Here is a 24,771-nt window from a genome sequence, read left to right as displayed (position 1 = left end):
GCATGATCTGAGACTACTGAGCGGGCGGGGGATCGTACTGCGTGAACAGGTCGTGGTCGGGCCACTCCCGGACCTGGCCCAGGCCGGTGTTGATCGAGTTGATCACGTCCTGGAGAAAGTCGCTGGTCTGTTGAGGGCAACTGTTGAACACCACGGCCACCGAGATACCATTCGGCCAGTGCGCCAGAAAGGCTTGATTGCCGCGGTGCTCGCCCTCGTGGAACCACACTACACGATCGCCCACCGGCTGCACCTTCCAGCCCAAACCGTACCAGAAGTTTGTGCCAGGCCAGAGCCTCCAATCGTGCGCCATCATGACATCGATGGTCTCGGGCTTCAGGAGCGCCTGGCCCCGACGCCCGTCGAACGCCTCGCTGAAGCGCAGGAGATCCACGGCGGACGCCGCCCAGCCGCCGAACGAATCCATCATGGCTAGATCCATGTCGTAAGGCGCGCTGAGATACCTGGGCCCTTCCGGGAAGATGGAGGGCACAGGCGTGGCATCGGGAAAATCGTAATACCGGACCTCACCGGGCTGCGCCGTTTCCGGAGAATTGCCGCTGATGGACATTTTCGTGATACCCGCCGGAGCGAGCACCTCGCGCCGGATGTACTCCTCGTAGCGCAGTCCGCTGATTTCTTCTATGACGCGCCCGAGAAGCGTGTAGCCGAAGTTCGAGTACGCGTAGATGGCGGCGGGTTCGTTGTCGAGCGGCATGTTGCTGAAGGCATACCGCGTGAGCATGCGCGCGCTGGGTGGAGCCGGCATGTCGAAGTACTCGGCCGCCGCCACGGGCGTCATGAGGTACTTCAGAGGCTCGATGGCATGATCGTCCCACCCGCCGGTATGACGCAGGAGGTCGCGCACCGTGATGTCTTTCAGCCGCTGATCGGCCAGCTGACCGCGCGGCGGAATGAGGTCACGCAGAATCGGGTAGATTTTGGCGTCGAGGTCGAGTTTGCCGGCCTCCACGAGTTTCATGACGCCGGTGGCCGTAATGGGCTTGGACACACTGGCGATGCGGAATAGAGAATCCGGCTGCACGGCTTCACGGGCCTCTACATTGGCGAGTCCATAGCCGCGGGCGAAGATCAACTTACCATCCTTCGCGATGGCCAGCGCGGATCCGGGTACATTCCATTTTTCCATCAGTGGAGGAAGGCGGTCATCGAACGCCTGAAGTTGCGGAACTGGTGTACCGGTCTGTGCCGCCAGGCTGGCGGACAAGCCGATGAGAATTAAGAATGCGTGTTTGGCATGCATGGGGTTCACCTCGATCTTTGGAAGTGCACGCCCGGGGCCGCGGCGCCGCTTCGGGTAAGTCCTTGATTTCTTGAGGGACGGAGACCGCCGGACCGGGAGTTGGGCTCACTGAACGTCGACGCTGCCTATCCGGACAGATAGACCTTGAACTCGCGAACCGTGTGGGCCCGGTGTCGCGGTGGAAGACCAACGTCTTGAGCCTCTCCCCTCGCACAGGGGTTTCGTCGACGCGCGCAATCCGGAGTACCTGTGACCCCGAGATTGTGCTGGCCTGCACTGGGTTGTGTCGCCCTATGCCATCGACTTCGGGCTGCGGTCCAAGGAACGGATTGAGATCAGGAGTGTTCTCCGCGCCGGGGTCCAACCGGTCCGAGATGCGCCGCGGGCTAGCGCTCTGGAGCAGTTGTCGCTTGGTCTGACCGTTCCAGCAGTGGCCCGCATCGTGTGTTTTTATCTCAGGTGGTACGCCGAATCGCACATCGCTACCAGGAGGGTGGCTTAGCGCGTGCGCTTTGTGAGCCCGGCGGCGGGGAGCACACGAATTATTGAGTGCAGCCGACAAGCAGCGCATCATCGCCATGGTTGGCAGTCTGCCACCCGAAGGCCGGGCGTGGTGGACGGTGCGCCTGATCGCCGAGGAGGCGGTGAAGAGGGCTGGCGGGGCGGGAGAGCTGGGCCCAACACGTGCACCTGCGCCTTGCGCTCTGACTCACCATCCCAGAGGAGGGGGAACCGTCCCAGTGGCCATTTCGATGGATTGAATGCGTACGTCCGAGTAGGTCGTGGCCGGAGTGCGGCGTGATTGGGTCTTATATGTTATTGCATCCAAGCCAGTTGCGGATGAGAAAAGGACTGGCGGGCCACGGGACTTGGGGCGGTCAAACGCCAGGTGGTGAGTGGAGCGGGACGATAAGCCTTTCGTTTTCTGCGGCTTGTAGAAAGGTGCACGCCAAGTTGTCCCCGTTTCCTATCCGTTGTCTGGATCTGGCAGACCCGAATCCCGAAGGCGCTCCTCGGGCAGATGCCGCTCCAGATCGCGGGCGTCATGAAGAACCCGCACAACATCGACCACGCCTTCGCCACGTAGGCGATAGACCAGGAAATGCAGCGGCTTGCTAACAACGCCCAGGTCGCCGCGAGCCCGATCACGGCTGAAGAACAGATGGTAGGTGCGGACGCCGCGTGCCAGATCCGGCCGCTCCTGGGGCCCGGGACGCTTTGGATCAGCAACGATGTCGCGAGAGACTGTTTCAGAAGCTTGGCGTAGCGCGTGGCTGCGCGCTCACCAAATCGATCCTAGTTCCACATCAACGCATCACGGATATCGCTCCGCGCGGCAGGGGCCAGAATGATTCGGCGTGGCCTGCCAGACTCAGCCACGGTCGCCATTGCGCGCGAGTTCCGCCGATGCTGCCTCCCCGATCTGATCGATTTGCTGATCGAGTTCGCCGATGGAGCCAAACTCCACGCCATCGCCGCGATCTATCTGATCGAGGCCCTCTCTTACGGCGCCCCGCAACCACTTGAGTTTGGCCTGCTCTTCCTGCTTGCGGCGTTCGATCAACCGCAGGCCTTCGCGGACCACCTCACTGGCGTTACCATACCGGCCGGAGCCTACTTCGGCGTCGATGAGGCGGTCGAAGTGGTCTGTCAGGTTGATGTTTCGGGTCGGCATTGCGTCCTCGAAGCCACATTAGCAAGACTGGCAAAGCTCGCCAATTATGCCGCGGCGCCCGAAAGGAGCTCCCGCCTTGTTTTCCGCGGCTTCTCGCAGAGGGGTAGGCGCGCGACCTGTCGAGGTGCCGCTTCGGTGACCGGAAACCGGCCTTCCGGCATGTACGGCAGTCTCAGGATCGAGTCTGAACTCGGGACATCCGTGCGCCGGGAAACACCGGCATGTCGTCAGGAATGAGAGAGTCCTAGAGGAAAGGAGCTGAGCCTTTGGATCTGCGACGGCCTTTCGCGGAGGCACACGCTCCTGCCGGAGGGCGACCCGTCCCAGTGGCCATTTCGATGAATTGAATGCGTACCTCGGAGTACGTCGCGGCCGGACGGCAGACGTGATTGGGTCCCGTATGTTAGTGCATCCAAGCCAGTTGCTGGCCGAGAAGAAGACTGGCGGGCTACGGGACTTAGGGTGGTCAAACGTCAGGTGGTGCGCGGAACAGGGGGATAAGTATTGCGTTTTCTATGGTTTGCAAGAAGGTACACGCCAGGCTGTCCCCCCCCCCAACTGTTCCCCCCCCAATGGCCTCTGCGATCCTTTGATTTCCTACTTCATTATCCATTTGGGGGGATGCGACGCCATCGATGACCCTGGGGCTGTGCGGCAGCCCGTTTCTCGGAAGTTTGGTGGGCGACGTGTGGCTCGTGGTGCGGATTCTATCTGGGATGGGGCGGGCCCCCGGCTGACGCCGGGGGTAATGCTGGGGGGGGAGATTGCTGGGGTGGGGAAACCGGCCTCCTGGCCTCGGCGGCAATCTCAGGGTCGCCTCTGAACTCGGGACATCCGTGCGCCGGGATAATTGGCATGTCGTATGGAATGGGAGTCCTAGAGGAAAGGAGCTCAGCCTTTGGATCTGCGACGGCCTTTCCCTGAGGCACTCGCTCCTGCCGGGGGCGACCCGTCCCAGTGGCCATTTCGCTGGATTGAATGCGTACTTCGGAGTACGCCGTGAACGTGAGGTGGGCTTGTTTTGGCTTCGTATGTTATTGAATAATAAGCGGTTGCGGGAGGATGAGAAGGGCGGCGAGCGGCTGGATTTCGGGAGGTCAAACGTCTGCCGGAGGGAAGATGGCGCCGGTAAGTTTTGATTTGTCTGTGACTTATGAAGTGGTGCGCGTCAGGCTGTCCCCTTTTCCGGACCGTACTTGTACGTCTCCGTCACGCTTGGAGTCATAATCTGCGTCATCCGGTTCTCGATGTCATACGAGGCCGCCACCGACCCTGACCGCGTCGACCACCCCGTCATATTCCCATTCGAGTCGTAGCCGAGCCCGGTTCCATTCAGCCAGTTCGTTGCTGAAGTTGTTGTCTGCACCGTCACGGCTTTGTGGCGTTTGAAGGTCCGGGACCGGTCGCTGCAGCCCATTGGCCTCTGCGATCCTTTGATTTCCTACATCATTATCCACTTCGGGGGATGCGACGCAATCGATGACCCTGGGGCTGTGCGGCAGCCCGTTTCTCGGAAGTTTGGTGGGCGACGTGTGGCTCGTGGTGCGGATTCTATCTGGGATGGGGCGGGCCCCCGGCTGACGCCGGGGGTAATGCTGGGGGGGGAGATTGCTGGGGTGGGGAAACCGGCCTCCTGGCCTCGGCGGCAATCTCAGGGTCGCCTCTGAACTCGGGACATCCGTGCGCCGGGATAATTGGCATGTCGTATGGAATGGGAGTCCTAGAGGAAAGGAGCTCAGCCTTTGGATCTGCGACGGCCTTTCCCTGAGGCACTCGCTCCTGCCGGGGGCGACCCGTCCCAGTGGCCATTTCGCTGGATTGAATGCGTACTTCGGAGTACGCCGTGAACGTGAGGTGGGCTTGTTTTGGCTTCGTATGTTATTGAATACTAAGCGGTTGCGGGAGAATGAGAAGGGCGGCGAGCGGCTGGATTTCGGGAGGTCAAACGTCTGCCGGAGGGAAGATGGCGCCGGTAAGTCTTGATTTGTCTGTGACTTATGAAGTGGTGCGCGTCAGGCTGTCCCCTTTTCTGTAGGCTGTCCCCTTTTCTGTCCCTTTTCCGGACCGTACTTGTACGTCTCCGTCACGCTTGGAGTCATAATCTGCGTCATCCGGTTCTCGATGTCATACGAGGCCGCCACCGACCCTGACCGCGTCGACCACCCCGTCATATTCCCATTCGAGTCGTAGCCGAGCCCGGTTCCATTCAGCCAGTTCGTTGCTGAAGTTGTTGTCTGCACCGTCACGGCTTTGTGGCGTTTGAAGGTCCGGGACCGGTCGCTGCAGCCCATTGGCCTCTGCGATCCTTTGATTTCCTACATCATTATCCACTTCGGGGGATGCGACGCAATCGATGACCCCGGGGCTGTGCGGCAGCCCGTTTCTCGGAAGTTTGGTGGGTGGCGTGTGGCTGGTGGTGCGGATTCTAGCTGGGATGGGGCGGGCCCCCGGCTGACGCCGGGGGTAATGCTGGGGGGGACGGGGTTGGGATTGGGATGAGCCTTGGGCAATGCCCAGGGGAATGCTGGGGGGGCGGTTGCATTGCTTCCGTGAGACCTATGGACGGGGTTAGTGCAGCCCGGCGCTGGAATTGATCCCCGGCGATGGTTGGCCGCTCCATGTTCGGCCCGGGGCGTATTAAGCGACCAGCTTCGGGTGCCGGACGGCCACACTGTCCTCACTGTCCCTGTACCCGCCCCGACCGCCGTCCATCCCTGAGCTGCAACCGGCTGCTTCCCATGCCGGATGCCGCAAAATCAGCGCCCTCCATACCGGACGCCCTATACTAATAGATTAATGGTTCGAGTCCGATTCGCCCCTTCACCCACCGGGTACCTCCACATTGGGAGCGCCCGCACTTTTATCTTCAATTGGCTCTTCGCCCGCAAACAGAAGGGCACGATGATCCTGCGTATTGACGACACCGACGTCGAACGCAATACCCAAGCCTCGCTCGATTCCATCTTCGACGGACTCAACTGGCTTGGCCTCGGCTGGGACGAGTTCTATCGTCAGAGTGAACGCGGCGAACTGTACGCCAAAGCCGCCTGGGCTATATTCGACAAGGACTTAGCCTACCGCGACTTCACTCCGATGTCCGCCGGCGGAGAAGACAGATCGGGCGATGCGAAGGCCGCCTGGTTGTGCAATCCCGGCATGCGGGAGCTCTCGCGCGAGGAGTCCGACCGACGCGCCAACGCCGGGGAACCGTTCGTCCTGCGCTTCCGGGTGCCGCGCGAGCCTGAGCGCACCGTGTCGTTCAGCGACCTCGTTTACGGAGACCAGTCGAAGTCCACCGCCGACATCGAGGACTTCGCGCTGCTGCGCTCCAATGGCGGCGTCACTTACCACCACGCCTCGTGCGTCGACGATGCCGACCTCAAAATCAGCCACATCGTGCGCGGGCAGGACCATCTTTCGAACACGTTTAAACACATCCTGATCTTCGAGGCCCTGGGCGTCGAAGCGCCGCGTTTCGCGCATCTGCCGCTGCTGACCGCTCCGGATGGAGCCAAGCTCTCCAAGCGCAAGCACGGGCCCGTGGTTTCGGTGACCACTTATCGCGACGCCGGCTTCCTGCCACAGAGCTATATCAACTTCCTGTGCCTGCTGGGCTGGAATCCCAAGGACAACCGCGAGAAGATGTCGCTCGACGAGCTCGTCGAGGCCTTCACGTTCGACGGCGTCAATCGCGCCAACGCGGTGGTTAATTTCAGCGAAGAAGACCCCATCGACCCGAAGGCGCTGTGGCTCAACTCGCAGCATATTTATGCGCTGAGCGTGCCTGAACTCGCCGCGGCCATCGCCCCGGTCTTTACCGCGGCCGGCTATCACTTCGACGAGGCCAAGCTCCTCAAGATCACGCCGCTCATCCAGGAACGCATCAAGACTCTCAATGACGCGGTGGGTGCGGCCGATTTCTTCTTTGTTGACGAACTTGCGCCGTATGACCCGGCCGAACTGACGCCCCAGAAGGGCGATGCAGCCATGGCCCTGCGCGTCCTCGAGGCGGGACGCACGGCCCTCGAAACCGCCGAATTCAACCATGACGGGCTCGACTCCGTGCTGCGCGCCCAGGCTGCCGCGCTCGGCGTCAAGGCGGGCCAGATGTTTCAGCCGATCCGGGTGGCCGTGTGCGGCCGGAAGGTCGCTCCGCCGCTCTTCGAAACGCTCGAAGTGCTGGGCCGCGAAACCTGCCTCACCCGCATCGATCAGGCAGTACTGAAGTTGAAGTAAGAAGGAACGAACACTAGCACCATGCCCAACGACGACTCAGCAGGGAACAAACCGGTGAACGGGAACGAAAGCGCCCCTGAAGCGCAGCCGCGCCCGTCCAACTTCATTCGCGACATCATCCTGAAGGACATCGCCAGCGGAAAACACGATGGCCGGGTCCAGACGCGCTTCCCTCCTGAGCCCAACGGCTACCTCCACATCGGACATGCCAAGTCCATCTGCCTGAACTTCGGCCTGGCGGCTGAGTTTAGCGGCAAGTGCAACCTGCGCTTCGACGACACCAACCCCTGCAAGGAAGAGGTGGAATACGTCGATTCGATCATCGAGGACGTCCGTTGGATGGGCTTCCAGCCGGATGGCGTCTTCTACGCCTCCGACTATTTCGGCCAGCTCCACGCCTGGGCGATCGACCTGATCAAGGCCGGTAAGGCGTATGTCTGCGACCTGACAGCGGAAGAGGTCCGCAAGTACCGCGGTACGCTGTCGGAGCCCGGCACGGAGAGCCCGTACCGCAACCGCTCCATTGAAGAAAATCTCGATCTGTTCGAGCGCATGGGCAAGGGCGAGTTTCCGGATGGAACCCGCACGCTCCGCTCGAAGATCGACATGACCTCGCCGAACCTGAACATGCGCGATCCGGTGATGTACCGCATCCTTCATGCCGATCACCATCGCACGGGCGGAACGTGGTGCATCTACCCGATGTACGACTTCACCCACGGCCAGTCCGATTCCATTGAGAAGATCACCCACTCCATCTGCACGCTCGAGTTCGAGGATCACCGGCCGCTGTACGACTGGTACATCGAGAGCCTGGGGATCTTCCCGCCGCAGCAGATTGAGTTCGACCGGCTGAACCTGACATACACTCTGTTGAGCAAGCGCAAGCTGCTCGCGCTCGTCCAGAACAAGGTAGTCACTGGATGGGACGATCCGCGTATGCCCACGCTGAGCGGCATCCGTCGGCGCGGTTACACGCCGGAAGCGATGCGTACGTTCTGCTCCCGGATTGGCGTCTCCAAGACCAACGGCACCATCGAGCTGGGCCTGCTGGAACATGCCGTGCGCGAGGACCTCAATAAGCGCGCAGCGCGCGTGATGGCTGTGCTGAAACCCATCAAGGTGATCATCGACAACTACCCGGAAGGGCAGGTCGAGGAGATGGAAGCCATCAACAACCCCGAGGACGAAGCGATGGGCACGCGCCATGTGCCGTTCTCACGGGAAATTTACATTGAGCAGGATGACTTCCGCGAAGTGCCCCCCAAGGGCTACTATCGCCTCTCGCCTGGTAAAGAAGTAAGACTTCGTTACGCCTATCTAATTACGTGCACGAGCGTCTTAAAGAACCAAGCTGGAGAAGTGGTGGAAGTGCATTGCTCGTATGATCCGGCGACCCGCGGCGGCAACACCCCCGACGGGCGCAAAGTGAAGTCCACCATACATTGGGTCTCCGCGCCTCACGCAATCAACGCTGAAGTGCGGATGTACGAAAATCTCTTCAGCAAGGAAGACCCTAACGACGTCGCCGAGGGGCAGGATTGGATGGACAATCTCAATCCCCACTCCCTTGAGGTGGTCACAGGCGGCAAACTCGAGCCCAGCCTGTCGGACGCCGCGCCGGGGAACCGCTACCAGTTCGAGCGTCTGGGCTATTTCTGTGTGGACACTGACACCAAGCCTGGCAGCCTCGTGTTCAACCGGACCGTCGGACTGCGCGATTCGTGGGCCAAGATCGAGAAAGCCCAGAAAGAGAAGGGCTCCTAGTCAGGAAGACGGAAGGCTTCAATTAAGATGATCATCCTGGGTATCGGGGGCATCCTGAAGGACGCCGCGTGTGCTGTCCTTGTGGACGGCGAGTTAGTGGCCGCGATTGAGGAGCCAAAGGTCGCTCCGCACGGTCCGCAGAGTGGACTCCCCATCCATGCGGCCATGATGGCCCTTCAATTGGCCGGTGTGGAACCCGGCGACGTCCAGACTGTTGCCTTGGCCCGCCCGTTTGCGGAAACCAACGGCCGCCATCACCTCCATGTAGAGCTGCGGGAACTGTTCCCTTCGGCGCGCATCGTCACAGTGGAACACCACCAGGCGCATGCGTCCTCAGCCTACTTTGCGTCGCCGTTTGAGTACGCCAGCGTTCTGACGCTGGACCGCTCCGGCGACTTCCGCTGCGGCTCCCGCTGGCGTGCCGCCGGCAACCAGATCCACCTCGAGAAAGAGATCTCATATCCTGACTCGCTGGGTGATCTTTATAGCCGCGTCACCCACCTGCTGGGTTACCAGCCCGGCGCCGACGAACATAAAGTGCAGTGGCTCTCCACTGCCGGCTCGCCCGACCTGGCGGCCCTGTTCCGGGGCATCCTGGTCCAGGATGGTGTTGGCCTGCGGGTGGATCGAAGCTGGTTTGACAACGACCGGATGAACGGCGGAGGCTTCAGCGACCGATTTTACATGGCGCTGGGACTGGAAGACGGTGCCGAAATACCGGCAGAAATGAAGTCCCGCATCGCTGCGGGTTTGCAGGCCGCCATTGAACGCCTGGTGGTCGAAATGGCGGGTGAAGGCGAGAACCTGTGCCTGGCCGGAGGCCTCGCGCTGAACGCGCTGCTGGTGGCCGCGCTGGAACGCAGCGGCCACTGGAAGAACGTCTTCGTCCAACCTGCCGCCGGAAACAGCGGCACTGCGATTGGAGCCGCCTATCACGCCTGGCATGTCGTCCACGGCCGCGACCACCGCTCGCCCATGACCACACTATCTCTCGGACCCAGCTTCACGTCCGAAGAGATCAAGAAAGTCCTGGAGAACTGTAAACTCGGCTTCCGATACCTGCTGACTACTGACGAGGTAATGGAAGCCGCGATTACGCAGTTGGCGGCGGACAAGATTGTTGCCTGGATGCAGGGCCGCATGGAGTTCGGGCCGCGGGCGCTGGGGCAGCGGTCGATCCTTGCCTCGCCGCTGAACCCTTACTCCACCGAGAATCTGAACGTTTACATCAAGCACCGCGAGCCGTTCCGCAAGTTTGCTGCTTCGGTGCCAGTGGAGTTGGCGGCGGAGTATTTCGAAGTGGGCCGCAATGCCCGCTTCCTGGCGACCGTGGGCCGGGTGCGCGACGCCCATCGCAAGACGTTTGAAACCGCGGTGCTGGGCGACGGCCTGGTGCGCGTCCACACGGTGGATGCCCAGGAGAACCCGCTGTTCCACAAGTTGCTGATGGCGTGGGGCCGGAAGACGGGGCTGCCGGTGCTGTACAACACCTCGTTCAACCTATTCGGGGATCCCCTGGTGTGCACGCCCAGGGACGCCGTGAGGAGCTTCTACTCCTCCGGCATCGATTCTCTGGTGGTCGGGAACTTCCTGTTGGAGAAGTAGAGCTTAGCCCTGGCCCAGCGGATAGGGCCGGGGCACCATCAGGGTGCGATTCCAGCGGGTCTTCGAGAAGAAGTGGGTCGCCAGGTCGATGAGGTGGTTCAGGGAGATGATGTTGGGGTCGGCCAGCGCTTCCGTGGTCGCGTCATACGACCAGAAGATGATGGCCGGCTTGCCCACAATGTTGCCGCGCGGCACAAAGCCCCAGTAGCGGGAGTCGAGCGAATTGTCGCGGTTGTCGCCCATCGCGAAATAGGAGTTCGGGGGGACCACAATCTCGCCATCCTTCATGTTCTCGGACAGCATCCTGACGGCGCCGGCTTCCAGCCGCATGTTGGGTTCGCTGGGGAAGTTGTCGCGGTAGGAGTCCAGGTAGTTCATCTTGTGAACCACATACGGCTCGGCCATCTTCTTACCGTTGAGGACCAGTTCCTTGTTGATGAGCTTGATGTGGTCCCCGGGCACGCCGATGACGCGCTTGATGTAGTTCTGACGCGGATCCACCGGCCACTTGAAGACGATGATGTCGCCGCGCTTGATGGGGGTGTAGGGCAGCAGGTATTTACTGATGGCGCCGGGCGGCGAGAAGGCCAGCTTGTCGACGAACATATGGTCGCCGATCAGCACGGTGTCTTCCATCGAGCCGGTGGGGACGACGAAGGCCTGCAGGATGGTGGTGGTGCCGAATAGCAGCAGAATGATGGTCACCGTCCACTCGGAGACAAACGACCGCACCTGTTCCGGGAAGTCGGGCTTCACCTTCTGGAGCTTTTCAGAATCTTGCTGCTGGGGCACTGCCTCGGTGCCGGCGGGCTTCTTTGCTTTTTGCTTCATCGTCTCAGTTCTTTAGATCATAGCCGCGGATCAGCATGAACGTGCGCTTCCAACGTGTCTTCGTAAAGAAGTGACGAGCAAGATCCAACAAATGTTCGATATCGACGCCGGAATTGACAAGCCTCTCGGTGGGCGCGTCATAGGACCAGTAGACCAGCAGGGGTTTGCCGATGATGTTGGCCCGGGGGACAAACCCCCAGTAACGCGAGTCCAGCGACGAGTCGCGGTTGTCGCCCATGGCGAAATAGGAGTCCGGCGGAACGACGACTTCACCATTCACGACACACTTGTCCAGCATCTCGAGCGCCCGGTCGTCGACGCGGGTATTCGGATCTGTGGGGAAGTTGTCGCGGTAGGAGTCGATGAAGTCGGTCTTGTTGAACTTGTAGGGTTCTTCCACCGTCTTGCCGTTGAGAACAAGCTGCTTATTGATGAGCTTGATATGGTCGCCGGGCACGCCGATGACGCGTTTCACGAACGTCTGGCGGATGTCGACGGGGTAACGGAAGACGATGATGTCGCCGCGCTTCACCGGGGTATACGGCAGCAGGTATTTGCTCACCACGCCGGAGGGGGCAAAAGCCAGCTTGTCGACCAGTAAGTGGTCGCCAATCAGCAGGTTGTCCTCCATTGAACCGGTGGGGATGACAAACGCCTGGATGAGTGCCGTGGTGCCGAAGAGGAGCAACAAGATGGTGACGGCCCACTCGGCGATGGCTCCACGAGGCTGCTCGCCGACGTGATGCTCTTCGGGCGTGTCGATGGCCCCTGACGCTTCAATAGGTGGTGGGCTGACCGGATCGGACTGGACGTCCGCCGACAGATTGTCGTCCTGCACTCTTGCTATTGTACCGGATCCAAACTACTTGGCGGCCTGAACCGGCTTAGCCTCTTCCAGGATGCGGGTTTCCAGGGATTCGGCGACGCTGTTGCGATCCCGAGGGAAGATCTCCAGCCGGAACTTGACGTTATTCGTCGCATTCCGGTAGAGCACTCCGCCGCGGCTGAGGTCTTCCTGTTTGAGTTCGACGGTCTTGCTGTTATCTCCGTCCTGGATGTGCAGGATGCCACGGCGAGCGTTGCGGAAGGCCAGGGTCTCGGTGTTCCACTTCAGGTGGAGGTTCTCGCCGAACTGGACGAGGGTGAGGTCGAGCAGGTAAGGGTCTGTGGCGGCGTCGGGCGCCTTCTGGCTCTTATAGCTGAGGGCGATCTGGAAGCCAAGGACGACGCCGAGTAACAGAAAGATGAAGGATAAAGGGATCCAGATCCAGCCGCTGCGATATTTCGAGCGGGGCAGGGGATCGGGGAGAGCCTGGTCGATGGCAGCCTGGCTGCGGGGCCCGGCGGCGGCTAAGCCATTCAGGCTGAGCGCGGCGAGCGCGGGCAGTTCCACCGGTTCCGGTTGCTGGGGGGGCGGCGGTTCTTCGGTGAGGTTGTAGCCGGTGGCGGCGGTTTCGAGTTCGGGATCGGGGACGTCAATTCCCCGGGGCCGGCGGGCCGGCTTACCGCCGCCGAGCTCTTTGCGGCGGAAGGGGAAGGTCTGCTGCGCGGGATCTCCGGGGAACTCACCGTTCTCGCGGTAGAAGAATGTGGCTTCGCTGGCGCGGGTGGCATAGGGCTTCACCAGCAGGCAGATGGCGGTCTGCATGGGGAAGCGGCGTTCGAGCAGCGTCAGGTCCTCAGGCGCCAACTGTATGACATCCCGTGTATTACTGCGATAGAAGCCGACGACGTAGATGCGCTTGTCCGGAGCCGGAGTCCACTTGGCGATGGCTTCGTCCAGGTTGTGAAGATCCGATTCGGAAAGGATGAAAGACGGGCCGCGCATGTGCTCGCAGGCGACGGGCACGAAGTCCTCGATCCGCAGGACGGTGCGTTCGCCGGTTTCGGCCGAACCCAGCAGGATGCCGCCTACCTCAGCGCCGCGCCGCGGCACTGCGCCGAAGCCGCGCATGATCTCAAAGCCCAGGCGGTCGACCAGATCGAAGTCGACGTAGATCGACATCGGTTTACCTGGAATTTCATAGAGATACGCGGTGCCGGCAGGCTTGTCGGGCTCGGCGGTGGTAGTGGTGGTCTGGTGCTGTTGATCCATGAGGCTCGTCGCGGCAGGCCCATCCTCCGAGCGGTGGCCATGCGACTGGCTATTCGCTCTATCGTATGGTGCCCTACCAGATAACTCAAGCATAAATCATCCTTTTCCCTTATCGGCAGCGGGGCAGATTTCCTTCAGGCATACTAGGCAAGTAGTTAAGGGAAATCACCGTATGGCCGGAGTTCTGTACATCGTTGCCACCCCGATCGGGAACCTGTCTGACATGACATACCGGGCGGTGGAGACCCTGAAGAGTGTGGACCACATTGCCTGCGAAGATACGCGGCAGACCCGTAAGTTATTGGATCACTTCGGCATAGCGGCACACCCCTTGAGCTACCACGAGCACAATGAGGCGGAGCGTACCGTGGACCTGCTGCAGCGGCTGGAGGGCGGAGCGTCGATCGCGCTGGTCTCCGATGCCGGCACGCCGCTGATCTCGGACCCGGGCTATCGCATTGTCAACGCGGCGGCGGAGCGCGGGATCCGCGTAGTGCCGATCCCAGGTGTCTCGGCCCTGATCACAGCACTTTCGGCGGCCGGATTGCCGACGGACTCGTTCCGGTTCTGCGGTTTTTTCCCACGAAAGTCAGGCGAACGCCGGAGGATGCTGGAGGGGCTGCTTACGGAGGAATCGACGCTGGCGTTCTACGAGGCTCCGCACCGGATTCTGGAGTCGCTGCAGGATGTCGAGGAGGTTCTGGGCGATCCCCCGGTGGTGGCGGCGCGGGAGCTGACCAAACTGCACGAGGAGTTCCTGCGCGGGCCGGCTTCGGCTGTACGGGCCACGCTGGCGGCGCGGGATTCGGTGAAGGGCGAGTTTACGGTGCTGGTGGGCAAGTCTGAGAAAAAGCCGCAAATGGATGAGAACGTAGAGGATGCCGTGAAGCGGCTGGAAGCGGCCGGACTGCCCCGGATGGACGCGATCAAGGCAGTGGCGCGGGAACGCGGGCTGGGCAAGCGCGACGTTTACAGAATGCTGGAGCAGGGCTGAGTCATTCGTAACGCAGGGCGACCGTGGGATCGACACGGGTGGCGCGGAGTGAGGGCAAATAGCTGGCCAGCATGGAGATGGCGATCCAGGCGAGGGCGGCGGCGGTGAAGGTGACAGGGTCGAGCGGACTGAGGCCGTGCAGGAAGTGGCGCAGGAGGCGGGTGGCGGCGGCACTGAGCAGGAGTCCCGCTCCGATGCCAAGGGCAGTCAGCCTGAGGGCGCGGGCGAGCACCATCCACTGCACGTCGGCGCGGTGGGCGCCCAGGGCCATGCGGATACCGATCTCCCGGGTGCGTTGGGCCACGGAGTAAGCGACCACGCCGTACAACCCGATGGTGGAAAGCACGATGGCCAGCGCCGCGAAGAGCCCCAGCAGCGCCGCGTAGAAGCGGGTGTACCAGAGCGAGAGGGAGACGACGGACTCCAGGGTGTTCACTTCGCCGATGCGCAGGTTCCGGCCGCCGGTGCGCGCGAGGGCCAGCAGCGGTTCGACGACTTCGCGGGTCTCGCCGCGCGTTTCCACGATCAGGGCCAGATAGCCGTTCCACCAGAACTGGCGGGTGGAGACGTAGTAGAGGGGCAGCGGTTCCTCGTCGAGCGCCTGGTACTTGCTGTCGCGTGCGATGCCAATGACGCGGCCGGCGAGGCGTTGGTGTTCTGATTCGCAGCCGAACCAGATGGGCTGGCCGACGGCATCCTGGCCGGGCCACCAGGTGCGGGCCATGGTTTCGTTGACGATGACGGGCAGAATGGGCTCGGGTCGTCCCTGCGGTTGGAAGCCCGCTCCGCGGACGAGAGGCACCTGCATCATGTGGAAGTAGTTGGGCTCCACTACATTGATGTGGAGTTTACGGGTGGGGGCGGTGGGTCCGGTGGCGGCGCAGTTGCGGTCGCCGAAGCCGAGGAGGGCGAAGGAGAGGGTGGCGTCCTGGACGCCGGGCAACTGGCGCGCGTTTTCGACGAGGCGGGTGAAGAGCTGGGTGGAGGCTTCGGGCGTGAAGTCGCGGCCGGGTGTGAAGAGGCGGACGTAGACGCGGCGGGCGGTGGCGAAGCCGGGGTCGATGGAGGCGGCGCGATCGAGGGCGCGCAGCAGCAGGCCGGCGGAGACGAGCAGCACGAGGGAGAGTGCCACCTGGGCGGCGGCGTAGAGGTCGCGGCGGCGCAGGGTGCGTTGCGAGGATCCACTGCCATCGCCTTTGAGGGCGGGCGTGCATTCGGTGCGGGCGGTCTCGAAGGCCGGGGCGAGGCTGAAGAGCAGGGCGGAGAGCAGGGAGACGGCGGCCGTGAGCGCGGCGACGCGCCAGTTGATCTCGAGGAAAACGGTGCGCAAGGCGGCCTGGGGAAAGGACGTGGGGAGCCAGGCAGAGAGAGCCTGGTTGGTCCAGAAACCGGCGATGAGGCCGAGCACGGCGCCGCCGGCGGCGAGGACGAGCCCTTCCGCGAGGGTCTGGCGGATGAGGCGGCCGCGGGAAGCGCCGAGCGAGAGGCGGACGGCCATTTCCCGCTGGCGCACGGCTGCGCGGGCCAGCAGCAGGTTGGCGACATTCACGCAGGCGATGAGCAGGACGATGCCCACCACTCCGGCGAGCAGCAGGGCGAGAGGGGCGATGCTGCGCCGGGCGCGGCGCGAAACGAAGCCAAGAACGGGTTCGACCGTGAGCGCGGCTTTGAGGCGCGGATCGTCTTTGGATTGAGCCCGGAGGTGAGCGTCGAAGACAGCGATCTCGGCGCGCGCCTGCTGGAGAGTGAAGTTCGGGGCCAGCCGGCTGACGACGGAGACGTCCGGGCCGGCCTGATCGGTGGTGGAGTCGAAGTCGGCGCGATTGAGAGGGAAGCTGGCGAGGGGCACCCAGGCGTCGATGGACGCGGGGGAGGAGACACCCCGGAATTCCGGGCGAGCGACGCCGACGATGGTGTAGACCTGGCCCTCGAGGCGGATGGTGCGGCCCAGTGCGTTCGACTCGCGCTGGAAGTAGCGCTGCCAGAGGCGGTCGCTGATGACGACCGGGAGTCCACCGTGCGGTTGTTCATCCGTCGAGGCGAACCAGCGTCCGAGGCGCGGTCTGGTTTGCAGCACGTCGGCGTAGTTGGCCATGACGGTCTCGATGAAGACGGGTTCGTTGGCCGCGCCCACATCCAGGTAAGTATTGCGGGTAATGACGGCTACGGGCTTCACCAGCGACTTCGCGGTCTTGCGCAGTTCGAAGTATTCGCTGATGGAGCAGGGGGCGGCGCCATCGCGGTCGAGCGTGACGATGCGGCCGGGGTCAGGCAGCGGGAGGCCGCGCAGGAACATGCCATCGAGCACGCTGAAGACGGTGGTGTTGATGCCGATGCCGAGGGCCAGGCAGAGGACCGCGGCGAAGGCATAGCCCGGGTTGCGGCGGATGAGGCGGAAAGCGTGGTGGACGTCGTAGCCGAGGTCGGGGATCAGGCGGCGGTGAGGGGAGAGGCGCACCAGAAGGCAGCTGAGTACCTGGCCCCAATACCAGAGGGCGCCGCCGCCGCGCTCCTCGTAGGACTCAGCGAGGTCGCCGGCGATGACCTGCGCGTCGCGGCCCCCGACGATGTGGACCAGAAGGCGTTCCGCGAGCCTGGGTGGCTTATGCACCATGCTCCCCTTTCAGCCGGACGCCTTTCCACATGCTGTCGAGCATGTCCTTGCTGCGAGCCAGGGCTTCGGCGCCGGCGGGCAGGAGGCGGAAGTAGCGTTTGGAGCGGCCGCCGCGTTCGGGGGTGGGTTCAGAGAACCAGGAAGTGACGTAGCCTTTGGCTTCGAGGCGGTCGAGTGTGGCGTAGAGGGCGCCGATGGTGACGGCGCGGCCGGCGCGTTGCTCGATCTCCTGGCGGATGGGCACGCCGTAGGCCGAGCCGTCGAGGCGAAGGACGGCGAGGAGGACGATCTGCTCGAACTCACCCAGGTAGTCGGGCATTAGGTCTACAGAGTAGATGAAATGTCCGGACCCCGCAAGAGGAATCTTGCGGGTTTGTATTGATTAGAGGCGCGGATCGACGGGCTCGGATTCGAGGGCGAGAACTCCGAAGACGCATTCGTGGACGCGGCGGAGGGGTTCACGGGCGGTGAAGCGCTGGAGGGCTTCGATGCCGAGGGCGAGTTCGCGGAGGGCGAGCGAGCGTTTGCCGTTGAGGGCGCGGGCGCGCAGGCGCGGCAATTGATCCTCGGCGGTGTATTCAGGTCCGTAGATGATGCGTAGGTATTCGCGGCCGCGGCATTTGATGGCGGGCTGGAGCACGCCTTTAGGGCCCTTGGCGATGTAGTCGAGGGGTTTGACGACCATGCCTTCGCCGCCCTGGGCGGTGAGGGTCTCCCACCACTGTGTGGCTGCGGCGACGGCAGCTTCGTCATGGAGATCGACCTCGAGGAAGGGTGTGGCCACGAGGAAACCGGGGTCGGCCGCGGCGAGGCGGTGGAGGGTCTGCATGTGCCAGCGGTGGGTCTTATCCGTGTGGACAGCGCCTTCCGAGGCGAGCAGGTGGAAGGGGGCGAGGCGATAGTCGCTGAGCGAGTGGACGGGCCAGCAGTAGCGCCGGTAGGCGTCGCGGTACTGGCGGACGCGGCGCAGGCGGCGTTCATAGGCTTCAGTGAAGTGGGCGGCGGCGGGGCTGCGGCGCAGGGCCTCGACTGCGGTTTCCAGCGCTGCGACTCCGGCGGCGCCCACTGGGGCGAATTGGCGTTGGATCAGCTCCCGCGCCTTGGCGGACCACGGCATCAGCTCGCAGTCGAGGCAGAACCAGGAGGAGTTGAATTCCTTCCAAAATCCGGCCGTGGAGAGGGCGGCCTGGATGCGGGCGATGAAGGCTGCTTCGTCGACGGCGTCCGAGAAGAAGGGGCGGCCGGTGCGGGTGTAGCAGACGCCCTGGCGGCCGTCGAGGGCTCCGAACCGTTCGCGGGCGGAGGCGGCATCGCGGCAGACGACGACCACAGCTCGGGAGCCCATGTGCTTCTCTTCACAGACGACGTGCTGGACCGCGTTCCGGCGGAAGTAATCGAAGGCCTGGGTGGGGTACTCGAGGTAATCCGGCAGGGTGGAGGTTTCGGCCGGGGACATGGTGGGCGGCAGGTAGATGATCCAGCGCGGCTCAGTGGCGAAGCGGCTCATCACCTCGAGAGCGGCGATGGAGTTCTCTTCGCGGATGGTGACGGAGCGTTGGAGGGTGGTTTCGATGACGCGCTTACCGGTGACGTCTTCCAGGTCGAGGACATCGTCGAGGTGCTGCTGGCTGGAGCGCGGCTGGGTCACGGGCGGGCTGATGGGCCGAGCGGGCACGGCGTATTGAGCGGCGGAGGGCTGGGCGACGAGTTCCCGTTCGGGGTAGCGGAGGGCGGTGAGTTTGCCGCCGAAGACGGCGCCGGTATCGATGTTGATGGTGTTGTTGAGCCACTCGGGTTCGGGTACGGGGGTGTGGCCGTAGACCACGGCGGCTTTGCCGCGATACTCGGCGGCCCAGTTGTAGCGGACAGGCAGGCCGAACTCGTCGGTCTCGCCGGTGGTTTCTCCGAAAAGGCAGAATTCGCGGACGGCACCGGAGCCGCGGCCGTGCATTTCCTCACGCAGGCCGGCGTGGGCGACGACGAGGCGGCCTTTGTCGAGGACATAGTGGCTGACCAGGCCATCGAGGAAAGCGGCGAGTTGGGCGCGGTCGGCGGGCGTCCAGGCTTCGAGTTCGGCGATGGACTGTTCGAGGCCATGGCGGATCTGGACGTTCTTGCCCTTGAGCCAGCGCACGAGCTTCATGTCGTGGTTGCCGGGGACGCAGAGGGCGTGGCCGGCGGCGCACATATTGCGCACGATGCGGAGGGTGTCGGCGATGTGCGGGCCGCGATCGACGAGGTCCCCGAGAAAGACGGCTTTACGGCCGGCGGGGTGGCTCCAGGATTCGCCGCCCCAGGGGGCTTCCGGCGCTTCAAGTGTATAGCGCTGCCAGCCCAGTTGTTGCAGCAGGGCGCGGAGTTCTGAGGCGCAGCCGTGGACGTCTCCGATGATGTCGAAGGGGCCGGTTTCGTGCTTGCGATTGTTCCAGAGCGGGGCGCGGCGGGTTTCGATCTCCTCGCCGGGTTCGATCATGTGGACATAGCGGAAGCCCTCGCGATCGAGGCCGCGCAGGCCGCGTTTGAGGTCGCCGATCTGGCGGCGGACGACGTGGGCGCCGAAGTCGCGGTCGGGCCGCTGGCTGTTGCGCTCGAGGCAGAGGCGCTCGGGCGTATTGATGACCAGGGCGACGGAGATGCAGTGGTAGCGGCGGGCGTGCTCGACGAGGCGTTTGCGGTCGTCGGCGCGGACGTTGGTGGCGTCGACGACGGTGAGGTGGCCGCGGGCGAGGCGCTTGCTGAGGACGTAATAGAGCGTGTCGAACGCGTCGGCGGAGCACGCCTGATCATTCTCGTCATTGCTGACCAGGCCGCGGAAGAAGTCGGAGGAGAGGATTTCGGCCGGCTTGAAGTGCTGGCGCGCGAAGGTGGACTTGCCGGAACCGGAGGCTCCGATGAGGGTGACGAGGGCGAGTTCCGGGATCTCGAGGATTCTCATGCGGAGACCGCCTGGGGCAGGGAGAAGAGAGCCATCTGGGAGGGCGCGCCGTGCTGGGCGTCGACAGGGCCGACGGGTTCGAAGCGGACCTGGTAGCCGAAGCGGGCGGCGGTGGCCTGGGCCCAGGTGTTGAATTCGGCGCGGGTCCATTCAAAGCGGTGGTCGCCATGGCGGAGCCGGCCTTCGGGCAGGGTAGGGAACAAGACGTTGTACTCGCGGTTGGGGGTTGTGATGAGGATGTGCTGGGGGCGCGCGAATTCAAAGACGACACGCTCCAAGGCAGCGAGGCGCGGGGGATCGAGGTGTTCGATGACCTCGACGAGGGCGGCGGCATCGAAGCCGGCCAGGCGGTTGTCGCGATAGAGGAGGGAGCCCTGGAAGAGCTGGAGTCGTTTGCGCTGGCGCTCGGACATACGGTCGAGGCGCAGGCGAGCGGAGGCGATTTCGAGGGAGCGGTGGCTGACGTCCATGCCAGTGATGCGTTCCAGGCTGCGGTCGGCCAGAAGGCGGCGAAGAAGTTTGCCCTCGCCGCAGCCGAGATCGAGAACGGAGCGGGCGCCGAGTTCCTTGAGACGGCCGGCCACCTGATTGAGGCGCTGGGTGTGGAGCGTCATGGGGCGCTCGAGGTCCTTCTCGGCCTGCGTGGACTGCTCTGTGCTGGTCTCGCCGGCTTCAATGGCGGCTGATTCATCGTCGAGAAGCCGGGCGAAGGCTTCGCTGACCAGGTCGGGTTTGCGGCGCAGGTAGCGCTGGACGATCAACTGGCGGCGGGGGTGGCGGCTGAGCCAGCCTTCCCCGTGGCGGAGAAGTTTGTCGACCTCGGCGTCGCCGATGTAATAGTGCTTGTGGTCGTCGAGGACGGGTAGCAGGACGTAGAGATGGGAGAGCGCGTCGTGGACGGTGACTTCGGCCTGGAGGTTGAGGGAGACGTAGTGGCTGTCGCCCCATTCCGGGAAGTGCGGGTCAAGGGGCAGCGTGGTGGTGGCGACGCGGTAGCCGAGCGGCTCGAAGAGTTGAGGGATGAGTTCCCGATCGCCCCGGGCGCGAAGGACGGAGACGGAGATCTCAAGAGGCAGGCGTTGGGTGACGAGTTCGGGGCGCTTCTGGCAGATGCCGGAGAGGGCGGTGCCGAAGATGCGACTGATGGCGACGGTGAGGAACGAGGATGACACGTAGGGGCGGTCGTTCACATAGGCTTCGAGCTGCTGGGCGCCGCGGACGAGTTCAACGGGGTCGAGTTCGAGCAGGAGGCAAGCCGTGCAGCGATGAGGTTCGGCGTCGGTGTAGAAGACATGGGCCTTGCCGAAGGAGAGATCGGCTGAGTGCAAATTGGACGGATTTTTATGAAGGAGGAATCCGAGATCGGTGGCTGGCCCGGCAGTATTCGTAATGCTGATCAACACGTTACCTGATTATGGACGAATGAGGAGTGGGGTGGTGGGGGTCGTGCTCCCGAGTGGGCTGCGGGCCAGTAAAAAGGCCGTGCTTTCGTTGCCGGAATTGGGTTCGACTGTTCCAATTGTCATTTGTTGATGGCCCGTGCCTTGGAGGCGACTGGGCATTGCAGTAAATGTTCCTGTAACCAGATTGCCGCATGAACCATTTATTATTAGGAACACCGGGAGGGTTTGCGCTTTGGTTTGCAGGAAATTGGGAGTGGCCGTTCTGGCGGCCGCGATGTTGGCGCTGCCGCAGCAGAGTCCGGATGCTCCGATTATCCGGATGAATGTGGAGTTGGTGCAGGTGGATGCGGTGGTCCACGACGGAAAGGGCAAGCCGGTTACGGACCTGCGGGCCGAGGATTTTGAGATAAAGCAGGACGGAAAGGTCCAGAGGATTACGAACTTCACCTATGTGGCGGAACCCGGCCGGGTGAATCCTGAGCCAGTGGTGGGCCGGGCCAAAGGCGAGGTAGCGGCGCCGGCGGAGAAGGCTAAGGAGCTGATTGCGGGTGAAGTGCACCGGACGATGGCGCTGGTCGTCGACGATTTGGGTTTGGCCTTTGAGAGTGTGCTGCGGGCGAAAGAGGCGATGCTCAAGTTTGTGGACGAGCAGATGCAGCCGGGCGATCTGGTGGCGGTGCTGAGGACGGGCCAAAGCGCAGGCACCCTGCAGCGGTTCACGACGGACAAGCGTCAGTTGCGGGCGGCGATCCAGCAGATCAAGTTCAATTTCCGGACGCGGGTGGGCATCGATTCCGTCGCGAGGTTGTACGACGAGAGGTCGGCGAGCGAGTTGGGCGGCGGGAGCGGCGGGCGGAGCGGGCGGGGGGCGGCACAGCAGCCGGCCGCCGGAGCCAATGAGGCGCACACGAAGGAGTCGCAGGAGCAGGCGGAAAATCGGGAACGCGACCACATCGCGTCGGGGACGCTGGGGGTCTTGCGGTACCTGGTGCAGGGTTTGCGTCCGATGCCTGGACGGAAATCGGTGATCCTCTTTTCCGAGAACCTGGCGCTCAGGCAGAACGACCTGAACAATATCGGTGTGTGGGACAGGCTGCGATCGCTGACGGACCTGGCGAACCGGTCCGGGGTGGTGTTCTATTCCGTGGATCCGCGCGGGCTGCTGCCGTTGGGGCTGCGGGCCGAGGATCAGGCTGGGGCCGAAATCAACGTTCCGAATCCGCGCGGGCGGCTCTCGCCTCTGGATGCCCGGCGCCAGGAGTTCAATGACTCCCGGATGGGGCTGAATTTTCTGGCTGTGGAAACGGGCGGGCTGCACCTGGAGGGATCGAATGACGTCTCAGTCCTTCTGGGGAAGGCGGCCGAGGACCAGGGCGGGTACTATCTGATCGGCTACCATCCGGAAGCAGGCACATTCCGCGGTGGAAATGAGAAGACGAGGTACCACGACATTCAGGTGCGGGTGAAGCGGGCGGGCCTGCGGGTGCGTTCGCGGAACGGGTTCTACAACGAAGCGGAGACGGTGCGGGCGGCGGGTCCGAAGACTCACGGCGAGAGAGTGGTGAACGCGCTGATTTCGCCCTTCGCCGCGAACGAGATTGGAGTGCGGCTGACGTCGCTGTTTGACCTGGATGCGGCGAGTGGTCCTTCTGTCTTCTCGATGCTGCACATTGATGCGCGCAATCTGCACTTTGTAGTGGAGCCGGATGGCCGGCACAAGGCGGCAATCGATGTGGTGACGGCGACCTTCGGCGAGGATGGGCGCCTGGCGGAGAGCCGGACGGGGTCGTTCACGCTGCGTGCGAACGATGCGCGGTACCAGCGGCTGATGGAGGATGGCGTGATCTTCACGATTGCGCAGCCGCTGAAGGAGGCGGGTCCTTTTCAACTGCGGGCGGTGGTGAGCGATCCGGAGGGGCAGAAGCTGGGTTCGGCCACGCAGTTCATTGAGATCCCGAACCTGAAAGACGGCCACCTGGCGCTGTCGGGCATCATGCTGATGGCGGCCACCAGTGAGGCGGTGCAGAAGCTGACGGGCCGGGAGGGCGGCGACGAAGACCAGGCCCAGTATTCGGAAGGGAACGCGGCCATCCGGCATTTCCGCCGGGGGCAGAAGGTGACTTACGGATACAAGGTTCTGAATGCCTCACTGGACTCCAGAACGAGCGAGCCGCAACTGTTGACGTCTGTCCGGTTGTACCGGGATGGCCTGGAGGTGTTCCACAGCGACCCCAAGCCCCTGGGTGTGGCCGCGGCAAAGGACAGGTCGAAACTGATGGTGGGCGGAGTGCTGCAACTGGGGCAGCAGTTCCAGCCGGGCGACTACGCACTGCAGGTGGTGGTGTGGGACAAGCTGGCGAAGGGCGCCCGGGGTGTCGTGTCACAGTCGATCGATTTTGAGCTGGAGTAGGGGCTGAGCCGGTGAAGGGTGTCCACGCAGCCCGGGACTGCTATACGATAAACGGTGCCGGAAGTCGTCTGGCTAGGATTCCACACATGACCCGTAAAGATTTCCTCGTTTCCGCGGCCGCGATGCCGGCGGTGTTGAGCGCTCAGGTGACCGAGCAGAAGGTGCAGCGTAAGAACCGGATCAAGCAGGGTGTTTGCGGGGGCGTATTTGGCCGCAACATGCCGTTTGAAGAGCGAGCCAGGCAGGCCGCGCGATTGGGCGCCCACTGCTATGACCTGTCGCAACCGGAGCAGTGGCCGATTCTCAAAAAGCACGGCCTGGTGCCGAACATGACAGCGGGCGGCGGCAAACTGACCGATGCGTGCAACGACAAGACGCTGCACGACGCGATTCGGGCGCAATTCAAAGAGAATCTGCCGCGGGCGAAGAAGGAAGGGATCCCGAACGTCATTACGTTCAGCGGCAACCGCCGCGGCAAGAGTGACGAAGAGGGCATGGACAACTGCCTGCTGGTGCTGAAGGACGTGGTGAAGCTGGCGGAAGACAGCGAAGTGACCATCTGCATGGAACTGCTGAATTCCAAGGTGGATCACAAGGACTATCAGTGCGATCACGCCAAGTGGGGTGTGGAGCTGTGCAAGCGGGTGGGCTCGCCGCGCTTCAAGCTGCTGTATGACATCTATCACATGCAGATCATGGAAGGTGACATCATCCGCACGATTCGCGACAACATCCAGTATTTCGGACACTTCCACACGGCGGGCAATCCGGGGCGGCACCAGTTCGACGATACGCAGGAGATGAACTACAAGGGCATCGCCCAGGCGATTGTTGACACTGGCTACACCGGCTTCATGTCGCACGAGTACAGCCCTTCGCAGGGTAAGGATCCGATAGCCACTCTCGATGAGATGATGCGCATCTGCGACGTATAAGCTAACA

17 protein-coding genes are annotated in these 24,771 nt (G+C 63.1%); 6 read left to right on the top strand and 11 right to left on the bottom strand.

Annotated elements, in window-relative coordinates; translation table 11 throughout:
• Nucleotides 1–13: 13 nt before the first annotated feature.
• From ACR9Y2_RS01145 to ACR9Y2_RS01130, 4 genes are all read right to left on the bottom strand, one after another.
• Nucleotides 14–1,264, bottom strand: a complete 1,251-nt coding sequence (locus tag ACR9Y2_RS01145) for a serine hydrolase domain-containing protein (RefSeq protein ID WP_435039183.1) — start codon at nucleotides 1,262–1,264, stop codon at nucleotides 14–16.
• Nucleotides 1,265–2,636: 1,372 nt separating this feature from the next.
• Nucleotides 2,637–2,939 (bottom strand): type II toxin-antitoxin system ParD family antitoxin, encoded by a 303-nt coding sequence (locus ACR9Y2_RS01140; protein WP_435039182.1) that lies wholly within the window; start codon nucleotides 2,937–2,939, stop codon nucleotides 2,637–2,639.
• 1,168 nt (nucleotides 2,940–4,107) lie between these two features.
• Entirely contained in the window at nucleotides 4,108–4,356 is a 249-nt protein-coding gene (locus tag ACR9Y2_RS01135) for a hypothetical protein (RefSeq protein ID WP_435039181.1), read from the bottom strand.
• A gap of 595 nt (nucleotides 4,357–4,951) precedes the next feature.
• On the bottom strand, nucleotides 4,952–5,230 hold the full coding sequence (locus ACR9Y2_RS01130) for a hypothetical protein (RefSeq protein ID WP_435039180.1): 279 nt from the start codon (nucleotides 5,228–5,230) through the stop codon (nucleotides 4,952–4,954).
• Nucleotides 5,231–5,684: 454 nt separating this feature from the next.
• On the opposite strand from ACR9Y2_RS01130, the gene gltX reads away from it, so the two are divergent.
• Genes gltX through ACR9Y2_RS01115 form a run of 3 tightly spaced genes read left to right on the top strand, consistent with a single transcriptional unit; the run spans nucleotide 5,685 to nucleotide 10,547 of the window.
• Entirely contained in the window at nucleotides 5,685–7,175 is a 1,491-nt protein-coding gene (gltX, locus tag ACR9Y2_RS01125; RefSeq protein ID WP_435039179.1) for a glutamate--tRNA ligase, read from the top strand.
• A 21-nt stretch (nucleotides 7,176–7,196) separates the two neighbouring features.
• Nucleotides 7,197–8,942 (top strand): glutamine--tRNA ligase/YqeY domain fusion protein, encoded by a 1,746-nt coding sequence (locus ACR9Y2_RS01120; RefSeq protein WP_435039178.1) that lies wholly within the window; start codon nucleotides 7,197–7,199, stop codon nucleotides 8,940–8,942.
• A gap of 27 nt (nucleotides 8,943–8,969) precedes the next feature.
• Nucleotides 8,970–10,547 carry a carbamoyltransferase family protein gene (locus tag ACR9Y2_RS01115; protein WP_435039177.1) on the top strand — a complete coding sequence of 526 codons (1,578 nt, stop codon included), beginning with the start codon at nucleotides 8,970–8,972 and terminating at the stop codon, nucleotides 10,545–10,547.
• A 3-nt stretch (nucleotides 10,548–10,550) separates the two neighbouring features.
• Here the strand turns inward: ACR9Y2_RS01115 and lepB (ACR9Y2_RS01110) are convergent, their stop codons facing one another.
• The 3 genes from lepB (ACR9Y2_RS01110) to ACR9Y2_RS01100 are packed head-to-tail and all read right to left on the bottom strand — an operon-like array spanning nucleotide 10,551 to nucleotide 13,473.
• Nucleotides 10,551–11,378, bottom strand: coding sequence for a signal peptidase I (gene lepB, locus ACR9Y2_RS01110; RefSeq protein WP_435039176.1), 828 nt, complete (start codon nucleotides 11,376–11,378; stop codon nucleotides 10,551–10,553).
• A 4-nt stretch (nucleotides 11,379–11,382) separates the two neighbouring features.
• Nucleotides 11,383–12,216: a signal peptidase I gene (gene lepB, locus ACR9Y2_RS01105; protein ID WP_435039175.1), complete on the bottom strand. Its 834-nt coding sequence runs from the start codon at nucleotides 12,214–12,216 to the stop codon at nucleotides 11,383–11,385.
• A gap of 24 nt (nucleotides 12,217–12,240) precedes the next feature.
• On the bottom strand, nucleotides 12,241–13,473 hold the full coding sequence (locus tag ACR9Y2_RS01100) for a hypothetical protein (RefSeq protein WP_435039174.1): 1,233 nt from the start codon (nucleotides 13,471–13,473) through the stop codon (nucleotides 12,241–12,243).
• Nucleotides 13,474–13,645: 172 nt separating this feature from the next.
• Between ACR9Y2_RS01100 and rsmI the strand changes: the two genes are divergently transcribed.
• Nucleotides 13,646–14,467 carry a 16S rRNA (cytidine(1402)-2'-O)-methyltransferase gene (gene rsmI, locus ACR9Y2_RS01095; protein WP_435039173.1) on the top strand — a complete coding sequence of 274 codons (822 nt, stop codon included), beginning with the start codon at nucleotides 13,646–13,648 and terminating at the stop codon, nucleotides 14,465–14,467.
• Nucleotide 14,468: 1 nt separating this feature from the next.
• Here the strand turns inward: rsmI and ACR9Y2_RS01090 are convergent, their stop codons facing one another.
• From ACR9Y2_RS01090 to ACR9Y2_RS01075, 4 genes are all read right to left on the bottom strand, one after another.
• The gene (locus ACR9Y2_RS01090) at nucleotides 14,469–17,081 is read right to left on the bottom strand and encodes an ABC transporter permease (protein WP_435039172.1); all 2,613 of its coding nucleotides are present in this window, start codon (nucleotides 17,079–17,081) and stop codon (nucleotides 14,469–14,471) included.
• Nucleotides 17,071–17,400, bottom strand: a complete 330-nt coding sequence (locus ACR9Y2_RS01085; protein WP_435039171.1) for a PadR family transcriptional regulator — start codon at nucleotides 17,398–17,400, stop codon at nucleotides 17,071–17,073. The genes ACR9Y2_RS01090 and ACR9Y2_RS01085 overlap by 11 nt, the downstream gene beginning before the upstream one ends.
• A 63-nt stretch (nucleotides 17,401–17,463) precedes the next feature.
• Entirely contained in the window at nucleotides 17,464–20,016 is a 2,553-nt protein-coding gene (locus ACR9Y2_RS01080; RefSeq protein WP_435039170.1) for a polynucleotide kinase-phosphatase, read from the bottom strand.
• Nucleotides 20,013–21,419: a 3' terminal RNA ribose 2'-O-methyltransferase Hen1 gene (locus ACR9Y2_RS01075; RefSeq protein ID WP_435039169.1), complete on the bottom strand. Its 1,407-nt coding sequence runs from the start codon at nucleotides 21,417–21,419 to the stop codon at nucleotides 20,013–20,015. The genes ACR9Y2_RS01080 and ACR9Y2_RS01075 overlap by 4 nt, the downstream gene beginning before the upstream one ends.
• 253 nt (nucleotides 21,420–21,672) lie before the next feature.
• Here ACR9Y2_RS01075 and ACR9Y2_RS01070 point away from each other — a divergent pair, with 253 nt between their 5' ends.
• The gene (locus ACR9Y2_RS01070; RefSeq protein WP_435039168.1) at nucleotides 21,673–23,829 is read left to right on the top strand and encodes a VWA domain-containing protein; all 2,157 of its coding nucleotides are present in this window, start codon (nucleotides 21,673–21,675) and stop codon (nucleotides 23,827–23,829) included.
• Between the two features lie 86 nt (nucleotides 23,830–23,915).
• The gene (locus ACR9Y2_RS01065) at nucleotides 23,916–24,764 is read left to right on the top strand and encodes a hydroxypyruvate isomerase family protein (RefSeq protein ID WP_435039167.1); all 849 of its coding nucleotides are present in this window, start codon (nucleotides 23,916–23,918) and stop codon (nucleotides 24,762–24,764) included.
• Nucleotides 24,765–24,771: the final 7 nt, after the last annotated feature.

The organism is Paludibaculum fermentans (genome assembly GCF_051172195.1).
Lineage (GTDB): Bacteria > Acidobacteriota > Terriglobia > Bryobacterales > Bryobacteraceae > Paludibaculum > Paludibaculum fermentans_A.
The sequence above is the reverse complement of the archived record's forward strand: the minus strand, read 5'-3'. Positions and strand labels throughout refer to the sequence as shown.